Genomic DNA, 16,739 nt, shown 5'->3' with positions numbered 1-16,739 from the left:
ACGCTCAGCGACATTGTCCCGCACGCGCGCGTACGAGGTGATCCGGGGTCACCCTCGCGGGTCGGTCGGGTCCTCGCCGCGGTCGAGGGCCTTCCACAGGTCCTCGGGCCGGTCGGGGTCGCCGGGGCGGGCCGCGCCGGCGGTCCTCCCCGGGCGGGGGCCGCCGTCGCGCTCGTACCGGCCGGACATCGCGGGCCAGCCCCGCCCGTGGCGGAGGGCGAGGAGCCCGGCGGCGAGGATCAGCAGCGCCCCCACGACGGTGACCCAGGGCCAGGGGGTGTGGGTGAGGGCCTCGACCCGGGCCGCGGCGTCCCCGGTCGTCGAGGCGGCCTTCTCGTCCAGCGCCGCCCCGTCGGAGGCGCCCAGGTAGGCGGCGGTGGCGGCCCCGGCGCCGCTGAGGGTGAGCAGCAGCGACACGAGGGACCGGCCGGCGCGGCGTACCGCGAAGACGGCGACGAGGGCGGCCAGGCCCACTATGGCGAGCGCGGTCGGGACGCCGGTGACGTCTCCGCCCGTCGCGTCGAGCGGCACGGAGCCGCCGCCGACCGTGACCGTGCCCTCGGCCCAGGTCTGGCCGGACGCGAGCAGCACGACGGCCGCGCCCGCGGCGCCGAGGGACAGGGCGGCGGCGAGACTGCGGCGGCCGCCCGAAGCGGCCGCCGTCCCGTCCGCGCGGGTGGCACGGGGCTGGGGTACGGATGCGGCACTCACCCGTCCACTATCCCTCATGCCGTCATGCGCCGTTCATCCGGTTGGCGGTGTGTACGGCGCGGAGCACGGCGGCAGCCTTGTTGCGGCACTCGGTGTCCTCGGCGACCGGGTCGGAGTCGGCCACGACCCCGGCGCCGGCCTGGACGTACGCCGTGCCGTCGCGCAGCAGCGCGGTGCGGATGGCGATGGCGGTGTCGGAGTCGCCCGCGAAGTCGAGGTAGCCGACGCAGCCGCCGTACAGCCCGCGCCGGGTGGGTTCGAGTTCGTCGATGATCTGCATGGCGCGCGGCTTGGGCGCGCCGGACAGGGTCCCGGCGGGGAAGCAGGCGGTGAGCACGTCGAAGGCGGTGCGGCCCTCGGCGACGCGGCCGGTGACGGTCGAGACGATGTGCATCACGTGCGAGTACCGCTCGATGGACATGAAGTCGACGACCTCGACGGAGCCGGGTTCGCAGACGCGGCCCAGGTCGTTGCGGCCCAGGTCGACCAGCATCAGGTGCTCGGCCCGCTCCTTGGGGTCGGCGATCAGCTCGTCGGCGTACGCCTGGTCCTCCTGGGGCGTGGCGCCGCGCGGCCGGGTGCCGGCGATGGGGTGGACCATCGCGTGCCCGTCCTCCACCTTGACCAGGGCCTCGGGGCTGGAGCCGACGACGTCGAAGCCGTCGAAACGGAAGAGGTACATGTACGGGGACGGGTTGGTGGCCCGCAGGACCCGGTAGACATCCAGGGCGCCGGCCGTGCAGGGCGTCTCGAAGCGCTGGGAGGGCACCACCTGGAAGGCCTCGCCGGCCCTGATGCGTTCCTTGATGTCCTCGACGGCGTCCTGGTAGGCCTTGCCGCCCCACAGCGCGGTGTGCGGCGGGAGCTCGGAGGGGGGCAGGGCGACGGGCCGGGTGCGGACCGGTTCGGCCAGGTCGGCCTCCATGGCGTCGAGCCGGGCGACGGCGTCGGCGTACGCCTCCTCGACCCCGGTGTCGAGGTCGTTGTGGTTGATGGCGTTGGCGATGAGCACCACCGTGCCGTCCCAGTGGTCCAGCACGGCCAGGTCCGAGGTGAGCAGCATGGTCAGCTCGGGCAGGTCGAGGTCGTCGCGGCCGTGGTCGCCGATGCGCTCCAGGCGGCGCACGATGTCGTAGCCGAGGTACCCGACCATGCCGCCGGTGAAGGGCGGCATCCCGGAGGCCAGGTCGCGCGGGGTGTGGAGGGCCTCCACGGTGGCGCGCAGCGCCTTCAGGGGGTCGCCGTCCACCGGGACGCCGACGGGCGGGACGCCCAGCCAGTGGGCCTGTCCGTCGCGGGCGGTGAGGGTGGCGGCGCTGCGGACGCCGATGAAGGAGTAGCGGGACCACGAGCGGCCGTTCTCGGCGGACTCCAGGAGGAAGGTGCCGGGCCGCTCGGCGGCGAGCTTGCGGTAGAGGCCGACCGGGGTCTCGCCGTCCACCAGGAGGCGGCGGCTGACGGGGATGACGCGGCGGTCCGCCGCGAGCTTGCGGAAGGTCTCGAGATCCATGGCGTCTGACCCTACTCGGTGGGAATTGCCTGTCCCAGGGGCAGCACGTCGGCGTCGAAGCAGGTGCGGGCGCCGGTGTGGCAGGCGGCCCCGACCTGGTCGACCTTGACCAGGACGGTGTCGGCGTCACAGTCGAGGGCGACGGACTTGACGTGCTGGACGTGGCCGGAGGTGTCGCCCTTGACCCAGTACTCGTGGCGGCTGCGGGACCAGTAGGTGCAGCGGCCGGTGGTGAGGGTGCGGTGCAGGGCCTCGTCGTCCATCCAGCCGAGCATGAGCACCTCGCCGGTGTCGTACTGCTGGGCGATGGCCGGGACCAGCCCGTCGGGGCTGCGCTTGAGACGGGCGGCGATGGCCGGGTCAAGGTTGCTGGTCATGCCGCCATTGTGCCGTGACGGAGAGGGGTTCCCGGTGGTGCGTCCACTGGGCGGACCGCCCCGCGCGGTCGTACCCTGGCCCCCATGTCGACCCATGCCAAGCGTGAACGACTCCTGCTCGCCGACCTCTTGGAGGCGGCGGGCCCCGATGCCCTGACCCTGTGCGAGGGGTGGAAGACCCGTGACCTGGCGGCCCATGTGGTGGTGCGCGAGCGCCGCCCGGACGCGGCGGCGGGGATACTGCTCGGTCCGCTGCGGGGGCGCCTGGAACAGGTGCAGGCGGAGTACGCCGCCAAGCCGTACGAGGAGCTGGTCCACCTGATCCGTACGGGGCCGCCGCGGTTGTCGCCGTACGCGATCAAGCAGGTGGACGAGGGTGCCAACACGGTGGAGTTCTACGTGCACGCCGAGGACGTGCGGCGGGCGCAGCGGGACTGGACGCCGCGCGCCCTGGACCCGGTCTTCGCGGAGGCCCTGTGGGTGCGGCTGGAGAAAGCCGCGCGGATGCTGTGCCGGAAGGTGCCGGTGGGGCTGGTACTGCGCCGGCCGGACGGCCGGACGGTGGTGGGCCACCGGGGCACCCCGGTGGTGACGGTGACGGGTGAGCCGGGCGAGCTGACGATGTTCGTGTTCGGCCGCCAGGACGCGGCGGACGTCGAGGTGGCCGGCGAGAAGGACGCCGTGGAGCGGCTGCACGGGACGAAGCAGCTGGGCATCTAGGGCCCGGCCGGTCCGGTACGGGGCGCCCGCCGCGCGGTGGACGCTCCCCGGGCGGGCCGGCCCCGGGTCGTCGTCGGCGGCGTGCGGCGGCGGGCGCCCGCGGGGGCGTGCATCATCGGACGTACGCGGCTCGTGCGCGGTGGCGCCCGTAAGCGGCCCCCGCGCGGGCGGGCAGGAGGTTCACGATGATCCGGATCGCCATGACCAGCGTGTACGTCGACGACGAGGACCGGGCCCATGTCTTCTACCGGGACGTCCTCGGTTTCGCGACCCGTACGGATCTCGATCTGGGCGGGGCGCGCTTCATCACGGTGTCCGCGCCCGGTCAGGACGTGGAGCTGCTGCTGGAGCCCGGGGACAGCCCGCTGGCGGAGCGGTACCGCCGGGGGCTGCGGGACGCCGGGCTGCCGTGCATCGTCCTCGGGGTGGACGACCTGGCGGCCGAGTACGAGCGGCTGAGCGGGCTGGGCGTGCGGTTCACCCAGCCGCCCACGGAGCAGGGGCCGGTGCTGACGGCCGTGCTGGACGACACCGTCGGCAACCTCGTGCAGCTCACCCAGCCGCTCGGCTGAGCCCCTGCCCCGCGGGCGTCAGCGGACCGGGTGGCCCGCGTCGCGCAGGGTGGCCTTCACCTCGGAGATCCGCAGGTCGCCGAAGTGGAAGACCGACGCGGCCAGCACCGCGTCCGCGCCCGCGTCGATGGCGGGCGGGAAGTGGGCGAGCGCGCCGGCGCCGCCGGAGGCGATCACCGGAACCGAGACGTGCTCGCGCACGGCGGCGATCATCTCGGTGTCGTAGCCGTCCTTGGTGCCGTCCGCGTCCATCGAGTTGAGCAGGATCTCGCCGGCGCCCAGCTCGGCGGCCCGGTGGGCCCATTCGACGGCGTCGAGGCCGGTGCCGCGGCGGCCGCCGTGGGTGGTGACCTCGAAGGTGCCCTCCGGGGTGCGGCGGGCGTCGACGGACAGCACGAGCACCTGGCGGCCGAACCGCTCGGCGATCTCCTTGATCAGGTCCGGGCGGGCGATCGCCGCCGTGTTGACGCCGACCTTGTCCGCGCCGGCGCGCAGCAGCCGGTCGACGTCCTCGGCGCTGCGCACGCCGCCGCCGACGGTCAGCGGGATGAAGACCTGCTCGGCGGTGCGGCGCACCACGTCGTAGGTGGTCTCCCGGTTCCCGGACGAGGCGGTGATGTCGAGGAAGGTCAGCTCGTCGGCGCCCTCGGCGTCGTACAGCTTGGCCATCTCGACGGGGTCGCCCGCGTCGCGGAGGTTCTGGAAGTTGACGCCCTTGACGACCCGGCCGTTGTCCACGTCGAGGCAGGGGATGACGCGTACCGCGAGGGTCATGAGGGAGTGCCTCCCTGGGTGGTGCCGGTCCGGTACGCCTCGACCTCGACCTCGACGACCAGGCTGGGGTCGACGAAGCCGGAGACGATGATCATCGACGCGGCGGGTCGGACGGCGTCGAACAGCTCCTTGTGGGCGCGGCCGACCTCCTCCACGTCCCGGGCGTGGGTGAGGTACATCCGGGTGCGGACGACGTCGGTGGGGCCGAGGCCCAGTCGCTCCAGCGCGGCGAAGGCGACCTTGAAGGAGTTGACCGCCTGCTCGTAGGGGCCGCCGCCGGCGATCTGGCCGTCGATGACGGAGGTGCAGCCGGAGACCAGGACCAGGCCGCTGGGCAGCTCCACGGCCCGCGCATAGCCGAACTGCTCCTCCCAGGGGGCGCCGGTCACCACCCGGCGTACGGAGTCGGTCATCCGGCCACCGCCGCGAGCGCTTCCTCCAGGGTGAACGCCTCGGCGTACAGCGCCTTGCCGACGATGGCGCCCTCGACGCCGAGCGGGACCAGCTCCGCCAGGGCACGCAGGTCGTCCAGCGACGAGACGCCGCCGGAGGCGACGACCGGCTTGTCGGTGGCGGCGCAGACGTTGCGCAGCAGCTCCAGGTTGGGGCCCTGGAGCGTGCCGTCCTTGGCGATGTCGGTGACCACGTAGCGGGCGCAGCCCTCGGAGTCGAGGCGGGCCAGCGTCTCGTACAGGTCGCCGCCGTCGCGGGTCCAGCCGCGGCCGCGCAGCGTGGTGCCGCGGACGTCCAGGCCGACGGCGATCTTGTCGCCGTGCTCGGCGATGACCTTGGCGACCCACTCAGGGGTCTCCAGGGCGGCCGTGCCCAGGTTGACGCGGGTGCAGCCGGTGGCCAGCGCGGCGGCGAGGGACGCGTCGTCCCGGATGCCGCCGGACAGCTCGACCTTGATGTCCATGGCCTTCGCGACCTCGGCGATCAGCTCACGGTTGTCACCGGTGCCGAAAGCGGCGTCGAGGTCGACGAGATGCAGCCACTCGGCGCCCGCGCGCTGCCAGGCGAGGGCGGCCTCCAGCGGGGAGCCGTAGGAGGTCTCCGTGCCGGACTCGCCGTGGACGAGCCGTACGGCCTGGCCGTCCCGGACGTCGACGGCGGGGAGGAGTTCGAGCTTGCTCATCTCAGCGGGTCCTCGGTTCCTAGATCCTTTGGGCGGGTCAGAAGGTGTTGAGCCAGTTGGTCAGTAGCTGGGCGCCGGCGTCGCCGGACTTCTCGGGGTGGAACTGGGTCGCCCACAGCGCCCCGTTCTCGACCGCGGCCACGAACCGCTCCCCGTGCGTGGACCAGGTGACCTTGGGCGCGCGCATGGCGGGGTTGGTGACCTCCAGGCTCCAGTCGTGCACCGCGTAGGAGTGCACGAAGTAGAACCGGGCGTCGGTGCCGAGGCCGGCGAACAGCTCGCTGTCCTCCGGGGCGTCGACGGTGTTCCAGCCCATGTGGGGGACGACGGGGGCCTTCAGCGGGCCGACCGTGCCGGGCCACTCGTCCAGGCCCTCGGTCTCCACGCCGTGCTCGATGCCGCGCTCGAAGAGGATCTGCATGCCGACGCAGATGCCCATGACGGGGCGGCCCCCGGACAGGCGGCGCTCGACGATCCAGTCGCCGCGGGCCTCCTTGAGCCCGGCCATGCAGGCGGCGAACGCGCCGACGCCGGGGACGAGGAGCCCGTCGGCGTTCATGGCCCGGTCGTAGTCGCGGGTGATCTCGACGTCGGCGCCGACGTGGGCGAGGGCCCGCTCGGCGGAGCGGACGTTGCCGAACCCGTAGTCGAGGACGACGACCTTCTTCGCAGTGCTCATGCCACTCATTCCCAGATTCCCTGGAGCCGCAGGACGCCCGCCACCAGGCACATCAGCGAGGCGACGGCCAGCAGGACGATGACGCCCCGGGGCATCTTCTGCTTGCTGAAGGAGTACACGCCTCCCGCCAGGAAGAGGCCCACGACGATCAGGATGGTCGACAGACCCGTCACAGCGCCCGTCCGTTCCGCGCGGGCTTCCCGGTCGTCCGCGGCCCGGCGGCCGCGCGTGCGTCGCTCACAGCGCGCCCTTCGTGGAGGGCAGGATGCCGGCCGCGCGCGGGTCGCGCTCCGAGGCGTACCGGAGGGCGCGGGCGAGCGCCTTGAACTGGCACTCCACGATGTGGTGGGCGTTGCGCCCGTACGGGACGTGGACGTGCAGCGCGATCTGGGCCTGGGCGACGAACGACTCCAGGATGTGCCGGGTCATCGTCGTGTCGTAGGAGCCGATCATCGGCGCCATGTTCTCCGGCTCGGTGTGCACCAGGTAGGGGCGGCCGGAGAGGTCGACGGTGACCTGGGCGAGGGACTCGTCCAGCGGCACGGTGCAGTTGCCGAACCGGTAGATGCCCACCTTGTCGCCGAGCGCCTGCTTGAAGGCGGCGCCGAGCGCGAGGGCGGTGTCCTCGATGGTGTGGTGGGAGTCGATGTGCAGGTCGCCGTCGGTCTTGACCGTGAGGTCGAACAGGCCGTGGCGGCCGAGCTGGTCCAGCATGTGGTCGTAGAAGCCGACGCCGGTCGACACGTCGACCTTGCCGGTGCCGTCGAGGTCTATCTCGACGACGACGGACGTCTCCTTGGTGGTGCGCTCGACCCGTCCTACGCGGCTCATGAGCTCTGCTCCTTCTTCAGTGCGCGAACCGCATCCAGGAACGCGTCGTTCTCTTCGGGGGTGCCGGCGGTCACCCGCAGCCAGCCCGGTACGCCGTTGTCGCGGACCAGGACGCCGTGGTCGAGGATCCGCTGCCACACGGCGTGGGCGCCGCCCTCGCCGGTGAAGCGTCCGAACTGCACGAAGTTGGCGTCGGACTCGGTCACCTCGTAGCCGGTGGCGCGCAGCTCGGCGACCAGCCGGTCCCGCTCGGTCTTGAGCTGCTCGACGTACCCCAGCAGCGTATCGGTGTGCTCCAGGGCGGCGAGCGCGGTGGCCTGGGTGACGGCCGACAGGTGGTACGGCAGGCGTACGAGCTGGACGGCGTCGACCACCGCGGGGTGCGCCGCCAGGTAGCCCAGACGCAGTCCGGCGGCGCCGAAGGCCTTGGACATGGTGCGGGAGACCACGAGGTGAGGGCGGCCCTCGATCAGGGACAGCAGCGAGGGGCGGTGGCTGAACTCCACGTACGCCTCGTCCACGACCACCAGGGACGGCTTGGCCGCCTGGGCCGCCTCGTACAGCGCCAGCACGGTCTCCGCGTCGACGGCGGTGCCGGTGGGGTTGTTGGGGGAGGTGATGAAGACGACGTCGGGCCGGTGCCTGGCGATGGCGTCCTTCGCCGCGTCGACGTCGATGGTGAAGTCCTCGTTGCGCGGCCCGGAGATCCAGCCGGTGCCGGTGCCGCGCGAGATCAGGCCGTGCATCGAGTACGAGGGCTCGAAGCCGATCGCGAGGCGGCCGGGTCCGGCGAAGGTCTGGAGGAGCTGCTGGAGGACCTCGTTGGAGCCGTTGGCGGCCCACACGTGGGCGAGACCTACCTCGTACCCGGTGGTCCGGGTGAGGTAGGCGGCCAGCCGGGTGCGGAGTTCGACGGCGTCCCGGTCGGGGTAGCGGTTGAGGCCGCGGGCCGCCTCCCGGACGCGCTCGGCGATCCGCTCGACGAGCGGCTCCGGCAGCGGGTACGGATTCTCGTTGGTGTTGAGGCGTACGGGCACGTCGAGCTGCGGCGCGCCGTAGGGGGACTTGCCGCGCAGCTCATCGCGGATGGGCAGGTCGTCGATGCCGAGGGTCCCGCCGGTCACCGCTGCGGCACCTTCCACCCGAACCGGGCCTTGATCGCCGCGCCGTGCGCCGGCAGGTCCTCCGCCTCGGCGAGGGTCACCACGTGGTGGGCCACCTCGGCGAGCGCGTCGCGGGTGTAGTCCACGATGTGGATGCCGCGCAGGAACGACTGCACGGACAGGCCGGAGGAGTGGCAGGCGCAGCCGCCGGTCGGCAGGACGTGGTTGGAGCCGGCGCAGTAGTCGCCGAGCGAGACCGGCGCCCAGGGCCCGACGAAGACGGCGCCCGCGTTCCGCACCCGCTGGGCCACAGCAGCGGCGTCGGCGGTCTGGATCTCCAGGTGTTCGGCGCCGTAGGCGTCGACGACCCGCAGGCCCTCCTCCAGGCCGTCGACCAGCACGATCGCGGACTGCTTGCCGCGCAGGGCGGGCACGATCCGGTCCTCGACGTGCCGGGTGGCGGCGACCTGCGGCTCCAGTTCCTTCTCGACGGCCCGGGCGAGGTCGGGCGAGTCGGTGACCAGGACGGCGGCCGCGAGCGGGTCGTGCTCGGCCTGGCTGATCAGGTCGGCCGCGATGTGCGCGGGGTCGGCGGTGTCGTCGGCGAGGACGGCGATCTCCGTGGGGCCGGCCTCGGTGTCGATGCCGATCCGGCCGGTGAAGTACCGCTTGGCGGCGGCGACCCAGATGTTGCCGGGGCCGGTGACCATGTTGGCGGGGGCGCAGGACTCGGTGCCGTACGCGAACATGGCGACGGCCTGGGCGCCTCCGGCCGCGTACACCTCGTCGACGCCGAGGAGGGCGCAGGCGGCGAGGATGGTGGGGTGCGGGAGGCCGCCGTGCTCCTTCTGCGGCGGGGAGGCGAGGGCGATCGACTCGACGCCCGCCTCCTGCGCCGGTACGGCGTTCATGATCACGGACGACGGGTAGACGGAGCGGCCGCCGGGCGCGTACAGCCCGACCCGCTCGACGGGGACCCACTTCTCGGTCACCGTGCCGCCGGGCACCACCTGGGTGGTGTGCGCGGTGCGGCGCTGCTCGCGGTGGACGATCCTGGCCCGCCGGATCGACTCCTCCAGGGCGGCGCGGACCTTCGGGTCGAGCTCCTCCAGCGCGCGCGTGAGCGCGGCGGCCGGAACCCGCACCCGGTCGAGGACGACCCCGTCGAACTTCTCCGCGTAGTCGATCAGCGCCGCGTCCCCGCGATGGTGCACGGCCTCGCAGATGGGCCGCACCTTCTCCAGGGCGGCTTCCACGTCGAACTCGGCACGGGGCAGCAGGTCGCGCAGCGCGCCGCCCTTCGGGAGGGCGTCGCCGCGCAGATCGATTCGTGAGATCACAGGTCAATTCTCGCAGACGGCATCGCGCGGCCGAGCGTCCGTATCACTGGCTGATACACGTCGCAGTGGCGTCTTGTTGTCACACCTGACCGTTAGCGTTCGGTCCGTCACACAGCGGGAAGAACAACCGTACGAAACAGGGGAAGCGGAGGGGGCGGCAGTGACCGAGCCGCACGACGACGATGTGCCGGCCGATCTCACCCCGTCCGAGGTGGGGATGTGGCAGGCGTTCCGGATCGGCGCCACCTATGACCTGAGCACCGGCAACGGCTTGCTGGACGACCCGTTCGCGCCGCGCGTCTGGCCGCCCGAGCGGAGCGTGCGGGCGGACAAGGTGGCGCTGCTGCTGCTGGACGGGCCGCCGGCGCTGGCCGGGCGGGTGTCGGCGCTGAAGCTGCGCGGGGTGCAGATCACCGGCACGCTCGATCTGGCCGGCGGCACCATCGCTCCGTACGTGGAGCTGCACGGCTGCCGGTTCGAGAACGAGGTGGTGCTGCCCGAGTCGCGGTTCACCACGCTGCGCATGGTCAAGTGCGCGATACCGCGGCTGGAGGCGGCGCGGCTGCACACCGAGGGGGACCTGCACCTCCCCCGCTGCCGGGTGGACCGGGGGATGCGGCTCACCGACGCCCAGATCGGCACGGATCTGCTGATCAGCCAGATCGACGTGGGCCCGGACCGGCGCGGCCGGGCGATCGTGGCCGACGGGATGTCGGTGGCGCAGGACCTGACGGCGGAGCTGATCGAGACGCACGGCGAGTTCTCGCTGCGCGGGGCCAAGGTCGGCGTGTCGCTGAGCCTGCGCGGCAGCCGGCTGCGGGGCGCCGAGGGCCGGCGGGCGCTGAACGCCCCGCAGCTCACCGTGGAGCGGACGCTGTACATGACGTACGCCTGGGTCAGCGACCGGACGGGGAACGCGGCGGGCGCCACACCGCCCGGGGGGCTGGCCAACTTCAACACGCCGATGCGCGGCACCCGCATCCAGCCGTTCGAGTGCCGGGGCGGGGTGCGGCTGGACGACGGCCGGTTCGGGGACGCGGTCGACTTCCACCACGCGCGGTTCCTGCTGTCGTCGGAGCGGCGGGAGGAGCTGTCGCTGCGCCGGATCGTCACCCCGGAGCTGCGTTTCAACGGGGAGCGCCCGGAGGAGGGCCGGGTGGTGCTGAACGGCGCGAAGGTGGTGACGCTGATCGACCTGTCCACGAGCTGGCCCGGCCCCGGGGGCCTGGCGATGGGCGGGTTCGTGTACGAGAACCTGGTGCCGTACGGGCACTTCCCGCTCGCCCGCCGCCTGGAGTGGGTGGCGGCGGCGACCCCCGAGTTCGCCCCGGAGCCGTACGAGCGGCTGGCGACGGTGCTGCGCAACAGCGGCGAGGACGCCGACGCCCGGGAGGTGCTGCTGGCCAAGCAGCGGCGGCGGCGCGAGACCCTGCCGCTGGCCGCCAAGATGTGGGGCTTCCTCCAGGACTGGACGGTGGCCTACGGCTACCGGCCGGGCCGGGCGGCGCTGTGGATGGCGGTGCTGTGGGCCGCGGGGACGTTCGCCTTCTCCCGGTCCGATCCGCCGGCCCTCAAACCGGGTGAGCACCCGAACTGGAACGCGGCCCTGTACGCCCTGGACCTGCTGCTGCCGGTGATCGATCTCGGCCAGGACGGGTACTGGCGGCTGGACGGCATGTGGCAGTGGGCGTCGGCCGTGCTGATCCTGCTCGGCTGGATCCTCGCCACGACCGTCGCGGCCGGTGCTTCCCGTCTCCTCAGGCGCAGTTGACACACCCGTACACCGCTTTCTTTACGTTCTCTTGCCATTCGTCCGTGCAACCATTCCGCCCCTACCAAAGCTTCACAGCAGCCCCTCTGGCGCGGCCCCGACCTGCGGTTTTCAATGGTCCGCACCATGTCCTTGCTCCGTGCCCTGTTCAGCACCGCCCGCGCGCTGTGCCCTCCCGGGGAACACTCCCGGACCGCCGCGGGGCACACCGCGCTGCTCCCGGACGGACTGCCGCCGGACCACGCGGTGCTGCTGGACGCGCCGGACGACCGGCTCGCCCCGGCGCTGGTCGCCGCCGCGCTGGGGGATCACGAACCGGCCGCGAAGCTGCTGGCCACCACGCGCGGCGCCGCCGAGTGGGAGAGCCGGGACCGGTACGTCACCCGGCTGGCCGCCTTCGCGCACTGCCGGGACGAGTGGCTGACGGGGTGGCTGGCGAGCACACCCGGCGACCCGGACGCGCTGCTGGTCGAGGCGGAGGTGGCGGTGCGCCGGGCGTGGGCGTCCCCGGCGCGCGCCGAGCGGCTGGGTGAGCTCGGACCGCTGATCGACGCGGCGGCCGGGGCGGCGCCGCGCGACCCGGTGCCGTGGCGCCTGGCGCTGGACCACGCGCGCGGGACCCGGGCCGGGCACGCCGCCTTCGAGTCCCTGTGGGAGCAGGCCGTGCGTCGGGCCTCGCACCACTACGGGTGCCATGTGGCCGCGCTGAAGTACCTGTCCGCCCAGCGGCGTGGCGCGCACCGCGAGTGCCTGGACTTCGCCGAGCAGGCCGCGGCCGACGCGCTGCCGGGCTCGCTGACCCGGGCGTTGCCGGTGCGGGCGGCGTTCGCGCAACTGGTCGCCGGGGACGACGGCGGCGTGCCGGCGGAGCGGATCGACCGGGCGGCGGACCTGGCGGTCGAGCTGTCCGGGCGGTACGCGCCGGGCGACCCGTGGCCGGCCGAGGTGCGCAACGTGCTGGTCTACGTGCTGGCGGGGCGGGGTCGGTGGGCGGCGGCGCTGGAGCAGTTCCGGCTGATCGGCCCGTACGCGACGTCCTTCCCGTGGTCGTCGGTGAGCGACGATCCGCTGGGCCGGTTCCTCGAGACGCGCGACGAGGCGCGCCGCGCGACGGTCCCGGCCGCGCCCTCGCGGGGACGGGCCGGACGCGGCCTTTCGGGCGGCCATTACGCTTGACCGCTGTGACCACCGCTCGCCTGCCACTCTTTCCGCTGAACGCGGTGCTGTTCCCGGGCCTCGTGCTGCCCCTGAACGTTTTCGAGGAGCGTTATCGCGCCATGATGCGCGAGCTGCTGAAGACCGACGAGTCGGAGCCGCGCCGCTTCGCCGTCGTGGCGATCCGCGACGGGCGTGAGGTCGCGCCCAGCGCGCCCGGGATGCCCGACCAGACCGCGCTGCCGGAGAAGGGCCCCGCCGCGGGCTTCGGACCCGACCCGATCCAGGCGTTCCACCGGGTCGGCTGCATCGCCGACGCGGCGACGATCCGGGAACGGGAGAACGGCAGCTTCGAAGTGCTGGCGACCGGCACGACCCGGGTGAAGCTGCTGTCGGTCGACGCGACCGGGCCGTACCTGACCGCCGAGCTCGAAGAGCTGGAGGAGGAGCAGGGCGACGGGGCGGGCGCGCTCGCCGAGGGCGTCCTGCGGGCGTTCCGCGCCTACCAGAAGCGGCTGGCCGGAGCCCGGGAGCGGTCGGTGGCGACCGGTCAGGAACTGCCGGATGAGCCGTCGGTCGTCTCGTATCTGGTGGCCGCGGCCGCGGTGCTCGACACCCCGGCCAAGCAGCGGCTCCTCCAGGCGCCGGACACGGCGACGCGGCTGCGGGAGGAACTGCACCTGCTGCGTGCGGAGACGGCGGTGCTGCGGCACCTGCCGTCGCTGCCGGCGGTGGAGCTGACCCGGGCACCGACGAGCCCCAACTGAACCGGGAGACGACGACCGACGTGGCGAAGAAGTCAAAGAAGCAGTCCGGCGGCACCCCGGCGACGGTGGCCCTCACGGCCGCGGGCACGCCCTTCACGACCCACGCCTACGACCACGACCCCGCCGCGCCCTCGTACGGCGAGGAGGCGGCCGAGGCCCTCGGCGTCTCCCCGGACCGGGTGTTCAAGACCCTGGTCGCGGACGTGGACGGCGAGCTGACCGTGGCGGTCGTCCCGGTCGCCGGCCAGCTCGATCTGAAGGCCCTGGCGGCCGCGGTGGGCGGCAAGCGCGCCACCATGGCCGACCCGGCGGCGGCGGAGCGCACCACGGGGTACGTCCGGGGCGGCATCTCCCCGCTGGGCCAGCGCAAGCGCCTGCGTACCGTGCTGGACGCGTCGGCGTCGGAGCACGCCACGATCTGCGTCTCGGCGGGGCGCCGCGGCCTGGAGGTCGAGCTGGCGCCCGCCGACCTGGCCGCGCTCACCGGCGCGGTGGTGGCGCCGATCGGCCGCGCGTAACGCCCCTCGCGTCCGGGGCGCGGTGTCCCGGACGCGGCGTCCGCCGGACCAGGTGTCCCGGATGCGGTGTCCGCCGGACCGGGTGTCCGCCGGACCTTCCGGATCAGAAGGCGGGGCCGCGGTGTCAGGGCTGCGGGGGCAGGTCCCAGTCGGGCTCCGGGTCGCGGGGGCCGAAGAGGGCCGTCAGCGCGAGGTGCACGAGCATCGCGGCCACCGGCCACGCCAGCACCGCCCCGTGCGCCTTGAGCTCCAGCGGCGCGTCGAACGTGACGCCCGCGCCGACCGCCCGGGCGTGCTCCGCCACGTCGTGCGCCGGGCCGAGCAGGGTGCCGAGGCCCCAGCCGAGCAGCGACGCCAGCAGCCCGCCCACGGCGAGCCCGACCACCACCGCGATGCCGCCGTGCCGGTGGAACCAGAAGACGACCGCCGCGCTGAGCGCCCCGAGACCGAGCGCCAGCAGGGTGAACGTCCCGTCCGCGCCGACCGCGCCCTCGCCCTCGGTCTCCCGGAGGAACACGGCCTTGCCGTCCGAGATCAGCGGGATCCGCGGCGCCAGCCACAGCCACAGCAGCCCCAGGGCGATCCCGGCGAGGGTGACCACCAGCAGGACGACCAGGCCCTGGCGCACCTCCGTGGCCGCGTCCGGCACGTCGTCCGTGTCCTTGGGGGCGGCGGGGTACGGCGGCGGCCAGGAGGGGTCCTGCGGGGACGGCCGGTGGGGCGGAGTCAGCGGTGCGGTCACCCTGCCATCGTGCCAGGCCGCCCGGTGCGGTGCCTCACCGGACCGCCGCCCGCCGGTACGCCCACGTCGCGACGGCCAGCGACACGACGCCGACCCCCGCGCACACCGCCAGGTCCAGCCCGACGACCGCCCAGTCCGGCCGGGCGTCGAACGTCCGCGCGAGCGCTTCCACCCCGTACGTCGACGGCAGCAGGTCGCGCGCCCACGCGATGGGCTCGGGCAGCCGCCCGGCCGGGAGCACCCCCAGCAGCAGGGCGGCCGACATGCCGAGCTGGCCGAGCAGGGTGGCCAGTTCCTGGCGCGGCGCGAGCAGCCCGAGCGCCGCGCCGAGCCCGGCGAGGGCGGCCCCCGAGAGCGGGACGACCGCCGCCAGGATCCACAGGTGGGTCAGCGGAAGCTGGAACAGCACCGAACCGGTGACGGCCGTCACCACCGTGCCGGGGACCGTGAAGGAGGCGTACGCACCGGCCGCGCCCAGCACCACCGCCGCGGGCGGCACGGGCAGCGTGGCGTAGTGGTCGAGGCCGCCGCTCGCCCGTAGCTGGCCGAAGTACTGGGCGAGCAGGTTCAGCGCCACGAAGGCGACGACCAGGACGGACGACCCGGCGACGACCGCCCGCGCCTCCGCTCCCCCGTCCACGACCCCGCGCATCAGCACCATGATCCCGACGGACTGGAAGGTCGCCACGAACAGCAGCGGGATACGGGCCACCCGGGCCCGCGAGAGCTGGGCCCCGTACACGGCGGCGAGCGCCGGCAGCAGCCGCGCCCGGGGCGCGAGCGGCGCCGCGTCGCCCGGGGCGGATGCGCCGGCCGGTGCGGCGGCCACCGCGCCGGACGGCACGGCCTGTGCGGGCATGATGCTCAACGGATGCTCCTGTTCACGCCTTGACCGGGCCTTCCACGCCGATACCGGACCCGCATGCCTGCCTCCCGGCCGGCCACGCCGTGAGCGGGCCCGTGGGCTTCGCTCCGGCCGTGCCGGCCGTGACCGGGCCCTTCCTGCCGTGGCCCCGGCCGTTCATGCCGTGACCCCTTCACGCCTCGACCCCTTCACGCCTTGACCAGGCCCTTCGTCTCGCCGCCCAGCGCGAGGTACACGTCCTCCAGGCTCGGCGTCGCCAGCGTGAAGTCGTCCAGTGCCGCGAACGCCGCGCCGCCCGTCACGGCCGCGACCGCCGCCCGGGCCTCGTCCGGCGCCAGCCGCAGCACCCAGGTGCGCCCCGACTCCTGGGCCGAGCCGCGCAGCGCCGCCACCTCGGGCACCTCCAGCGGGGCACGCTCGCGCCACACCAGCTCCACCCGTACCTCGCCGGCCACCCGTTCCTTGAGGCCGGCCGGGGTGTCGCAGGCGATGACCCGGCCACGCTCCAGCACGGCCACCCGGTCCAGTACGGTCTCGGCCTCGATGACGTTGTGGGTGACCAGCAGCACGGTGGTGCCGTGCCGCTCGCGCCGCCGGTCGACCGCGGCCCACACGGCGCGCCGTGCGACGGGGTCCATGCCGGTGGTCGGCTCGTCGAGGACGAGAACCGGCCGCTCCCCGACCAGGGCGGTCGCGAAACAGGCGAGCCGGCGCTGCCCGCCGGACAGCTTCTTCAGCGGCCGCCCGGCCAGCCCGGTCAGGCCCAGCTCGTCCAGGACGGCGTCCCGCTCGGCCCGGGCGGCCCGGGCGGTGAGGCCGCGCAGCCGCCCGGTGGTCTCGGCGGCGAGCGCGACGGTCAGCTCGTCGAGCGCGGTGGACTCCTGCCCGAGGTAGCCGATCAGGCGCGCGGCGCGGTCGGGGTGGCGCACGAGGTCGTGGCCGAGCATCTCGACAGTGCCCGAGTCGGGGCGCATCAGGCCGGTGAGCTGGCGGACGAGGGTGGACTTGCCGGCGCCGTTGGGTCCGAGCAGGCCGAAGACCTCACCGCCGCGCACGTCCAGGGACACCCCGTCGGTGGCGCGCACCTCGGGGGTCGCGGGCCGTCCGCGCCCGCCGCGCGTGGCGGGGTACGTCTTGACCAGCTCCCGCACCACGCACACCGTACTCAC

Annotated in this window: 20 protein-coding genes; 6 read left to right on the top strand and 14 right to left on the bottom strand. The window is 73.9% G+C overall.

The features are described from left to right. Positions 1 to 48 precede the first annotated feature (48 nt). The 3 genes from ACZ7LK_RS04395 to hisI are packed head-to-tail and all read right to left on the bottom strand — an operon-like array spanning position 49 to position 2,598. Positions 49 to 729 carry a TIGR02234 family membrane protein gene (locus ACZ7LK_RS04395; protein ID WP_392276210.1) on the bottom strand — a complete coding sequence of 227 codons (681 nt, stop codon included), beginning with the start codon at positions 727 to 729 and terminating at the stop codon, positions 49 to 51. 4 nt (positions 730 to 733) lie between these two features. Then, complete coding sequence (locus tag ACZ7LK_RS04390) at positions 734 to 2,221, bottom strand: anthranilate synthase component I (protein WP_392276209.1); 1,488 nt, start codon at positions 2,219 to 2,221, stop codon at positions 734 to 736. Between the two features lie 11 nt (positions 2,222 to 2,232). Continuing rightward, positions 2,233 to 2,598, bottom strand: a complete 366-nt coding sequence (gene hisI, locus ACZ7LK_RS04385) for a phosphoribosyl-AMP cyclohydrolase (protein ID WP_392276208.1) — start codon at positions 2,596 to 2,598, stop codon at positions 2,233 to 2,235. An 84-nt stretch (positions 2,599 to 2,682) separates the two neighbouring features. Here hisI and ACZ7LK_RS04380 point away from each other — a divergent pair, with 84 nt between their 5' ends. Beyond that, a complete protein-coding gene (locus ACZ7LK_RS04380; RefSeq protein ID WP_392276207.1) occupies positions 2,683 to 3,318 on the top strand; it encodes a TIGR03085 family metal-binding protein in 636 nt (211 codons plus the stop codon). A 185-nt stretch (positions 3,319 to 3,503) separates the two neighbouring features. Beyond that, the gene (locus ACZ7LK_RS04375) at positions 3,504 to 3,890 is read left to right on the top strand and encodes a VOC family protein (protein WP_392276206.1); all 387 of its coding nucleotides are present in this window, start codon (positions 3,504 to 3,506) and stop codon (positions 3,888 to 3,890) included. A gap of 18 nt (positions 3,891 to 3,908) precedes the next feature. On the opposite strand, the gene hisF is transcribed toward ACZ7LK_RS04375, so the two are convergent. The 8 genes from hisF to hisD form a co-directional block, all read right to left on the bottom strand. After that, positions 3,909 to 4,664, bottom strand: coding sequence for an imidazole glycerol phosphate synthase subunit HisF (gene hisF / locus ACZ7LK_RS04370; protein ID WP_392276205.1), 756 nt, complete (start codon positions 4,662 to 4,664; stop codon positions 3,909 to 3,911). Continuing rightward, positions 4,661 to 5,077: a RidA family protein gene (locus tag ACZ7LK_RS04365; protein WP_392276204.1), complete on the bottom strand. Its 417-nt coding sequence runs from the start codon at positions 5,075 to 5,077 to the stop codon at positions 4,661 to 4,663. The genes hisF and ACZ7LK_RS04365 overlap by 4 nt, the downstream gene beginning before the upstream one ends. Beyond that, complete coding sequence (priA, locus tag ACZ7LK_RS04360; RefSeq protein WP_392276203.1) at positions 5,074 to 5,799, bottom strand: bifunctional 1-(5-phosphoribosyl)-5-((5-phosphoribosylamino)methylideneamino)imidazole-4-carboxamide isomerase/phosphoribosylanthranilate isomerase PriA; 726 nt, start codon at positions 5,797 to 5,799, stop codon at positions 5,074 to 5,076. Before priA ends, ACZ7LK_RS04365 begins: the two co-directional genes overlap by 4 nt. 37 nt (positions 5,800 to 5,836) lie before the next feature. Continuing rightward, the gene (hisH, locus tag ACZ7LK_RS04355; protein WP_392276202.1) at positions 5,837 to 6,478 is read right to left on the bottom strand and encodes an imidazole glycerol phosphate synthase subunit HisH; all 642 of its coding nucleotides are present in this window, start codon (positions 6,476 to 6,478) and stop codon (positions 5,837 to 5,839) included. A 5-nt stretch (positions 6,479 to 6,483) separates the two neighbouring features. After that, on the bottom strand, positions 6,484 to 6,651 hold the full coding sequence (locus ACZ7LK_RS04350; RefSeq protein WP_392276201.1) for a hypothetical protein: 168 nt from the start codon (positions 6,649 to 6,651) through the stop codon (positions 6,484 to 6,486). 64 nt (positions 6,652 to 6,715) lie between these two features. Continuing rightward, on the bottom strand, positions 6,716 to 7,309 hold the full coding sequence (gene hisB / locus ACZ7LK_RS04345) for an imidazoleglycerol-phosphate dehydratase HisB (RefSeq protein ID WP_030492957.1): 594 nt from the start codon (positions 7,307 to 7,309) through the stop codon (positions 6,716 to 6,718). Continuing rightward, the gene (locus ACZ7LK_RS04340) at positions 7,306 to 8,433 is read right to left on the bottom strand and encodes a histidinol-phosphate transaminase (protein ID WP_471138305.1); all 1,128 of its coding nucleotides are present in this window, start codon (positions 8,431 to 8,433) and stop codon (positions 7,306 to 7,308) included. Before ACZ7LK_RS04340 ends, hisB begins: the two co-directional genes overlap by 4 nt. Next, a complete protein-coding gene (gene hisD / locus ACZ7LK_RS04335) occupies positions 8,430 to 9,752 on the bottom strand; it encodes a histidinol dehydrogenase (protein WP_392276199.1) in 1,323 nt (440 codons plus the stop codon). Before hisD ends, ACZ7LK_RS04340 begins: the two co-directional genes overlap by 4 nt. A gap of 160 nt (positions 9,753 to 9,912) precedes the next feature. Here hisD and ACZ7LK_RS04330 point away from each other — a divergent pair, with 160 nt between their 5' ends. From ACZ7LK_RS04330 to ybaK, 4 genes are all read left to right on the top strand, one after another. Beyond that, entirely contained in the window at positions 9,913 to 11,523 is a 1,611-nt protein-coding gene (locus ACZ7LK_RS04330) for an oxidoreductase (protein WP_392276198.1), read from the top strand. Positions 11,524 to 11,637: 114 nt separating this feature from the next. After that, entirely contained in the window at positions 11,638 to 12,699 is a 1,062-nt protein-coding gene (locus ACZ7LK_RS04325) for a hypothetical protein (RefSeq protein WP_392276197.1), read from the top strand. Between the two features lie 5 nt (positions 12,700 to 12,704). Further along, positions 12,705 to 13,445: an LON peptidase substrate-binding domain-containing protein gene (locus ACZ7LK_RS04320; RefSeq protein WP_392276196.1), complete on the top strand. Its 741-nt coding sequence runs from the start codon at positions 12,705 to 12,707 to the stop codon at positions 13,443 to 13,445. Between the two features lie 20 nt (positions 13,446 to 13,465). Beyond that, the gene (gene ybaK / locus ACZ7LK_RS04315) at positions 13,466 to 13,963 is read left to right on the top strand and encodes a Cys-tRNA(Pro) deacylase (protein WP_392276195.1); all 498 of its coding nucleotides are present in this window, start codon (positions 13,466 to 13,468) and stop codon (positions 13,961 to 13,963) included. Positions 13,964 to 14,087: 124 nt separating this feature from the next. On the opposite strand, the gene ACZ7LK_RS04310 is transcribed toward ybaK, so the two are convergent. The 3 genes from ACZ7LK_RS04310 to ACZ7LK_RS04300 form a co-directional block, all read right to left on the bottom strand. Further along, positions 14,088 to 14,705: a DUF2567 domain-containing protein gene (locus ACZ7LK_RS04310; protein WP_392276194.1), complete on the bottom strand. Its 618-nt coding sequence runs from the start codon at positions 14,703 to 14,705 to the stop codon at positions 14,088 to 14,090. 34 nt (positions 14,706 to 14,739) lie between these two features. After that, complete coding sequence (locus ACZ7LK_RS04305; RefSeq protein ID WP_392276421.1) at positions 14,740 to 15,564, bottom strand: ABC transporter permease; 825 nt, start codon at positions 15,562 to 15,564, stop codon at positions 14,740 to 14,742. Between the two features lie 194 nt (positions 15,565 to 15,758). Then, positions 15,759 to 16,730 (bottom strand): ABC transporter ATP-binding protein, encoded by a 972-nt coding sequence (locus tag ACZ7LK_RS04300; RefSeq protein ID WP_392276420.1) that lies wholly within the window; start codon positions 16,728 to 16,730, stop codon positions 15,759 to 15,761. Positions 16,731 to 16,739: the final 9 nt, after the last annotated feature.

It is taken from the genome of Streptomyces sp. NPDC039423 (genome assembly GCF_055598725.1).
The sequence above is the reverse complement of the archived record's forward strand: the minus strand, read 5'-3'. Positions and strand labels throughout refer to the sequence as shown.

Coding starts and splice junctions, on each gene's coding strand:
- hisF (WP_392276205.1), bottom strand. CDS start 4,664: ATGACCCTCGCGGTACGCGTCATCCCCTGCCTCGACGTGGACAACGGC.
- ACZ7LK_RS04390 (WP_392276209.1), bottom strand. CDS start 2,221: ATGGATCTCGAGACCTTCCGCAAGCTCGCGGCGGACCGCCGCGTCATC.
- ACZ7LK_RS04375 (WP_392276206.1), top strand. CDS start 3,504: ATGATCCGGATCGCCATGACCAGCGTGTACGTCGACGACGAGGACCGG.
- priA (WP_392276203.1), bottom strand. CDS start 5,799: ATGAGCAAGCTCGAACTCCTCCCCGCCGTCGACGTCCGGGACGGCCAG.
- hisH (WP_392276202.1), bottom strand. CDS start 6,478: ATGAGCACTGCGAAGAAGGTCGTCGTCCTCGACTACGGGTTCGGCAAC.
- ACZ7LK_RS04325 (WP_392276197.1), top strand. CDS start 11,638: ATGGTCCGCACCATGTCCTTGCTCCGTGCCCTGTTCAGCACCGCCCGC.
- ACZ7LK_RS04305 (WP_392276421.1), bottom strand. CDS start 15,564: ATGCCCGCACAGGCCGTGCCGTCCGGCGCGGTGGCCGCCGCACCGGCC.
- hisI (WP_392276208.1), bottom strand. CDS start 2,598: ATGACCAGCAACCTTGACCCGGCCATCGCCGCCCGTCTCAAGCGCAGC.
- ACZ7LK_RS04380 (WP_392276207.1), top strand. CDS start 2,683: ATGTCGACCCATGCCAAGCGTGAACGACTCCTGCTCGCCGACCTCTTG.
- ACZ7LK_RS04395 (WP_392276210.1), bottom strand. CDS start 729: ATGAGGGATAGTGGACGGGTGAGTGCCGCATCCGTACCCCAGCCCCGT.
- ACZ7LK_RS04365 (WP_392276204.1), bottom strand. CDS start 5,077: ATGACCGACTCCGTACGCCGGGTGGTGACCGGCGCCCCCTGGGAGGAG.
- hisB (WP_030492957.1), bottom strand. CDS start 7,309: ATGAGCCGCGTAGGACGGGTCGAGCGCACCACCAAGGAGACGTCCGTC.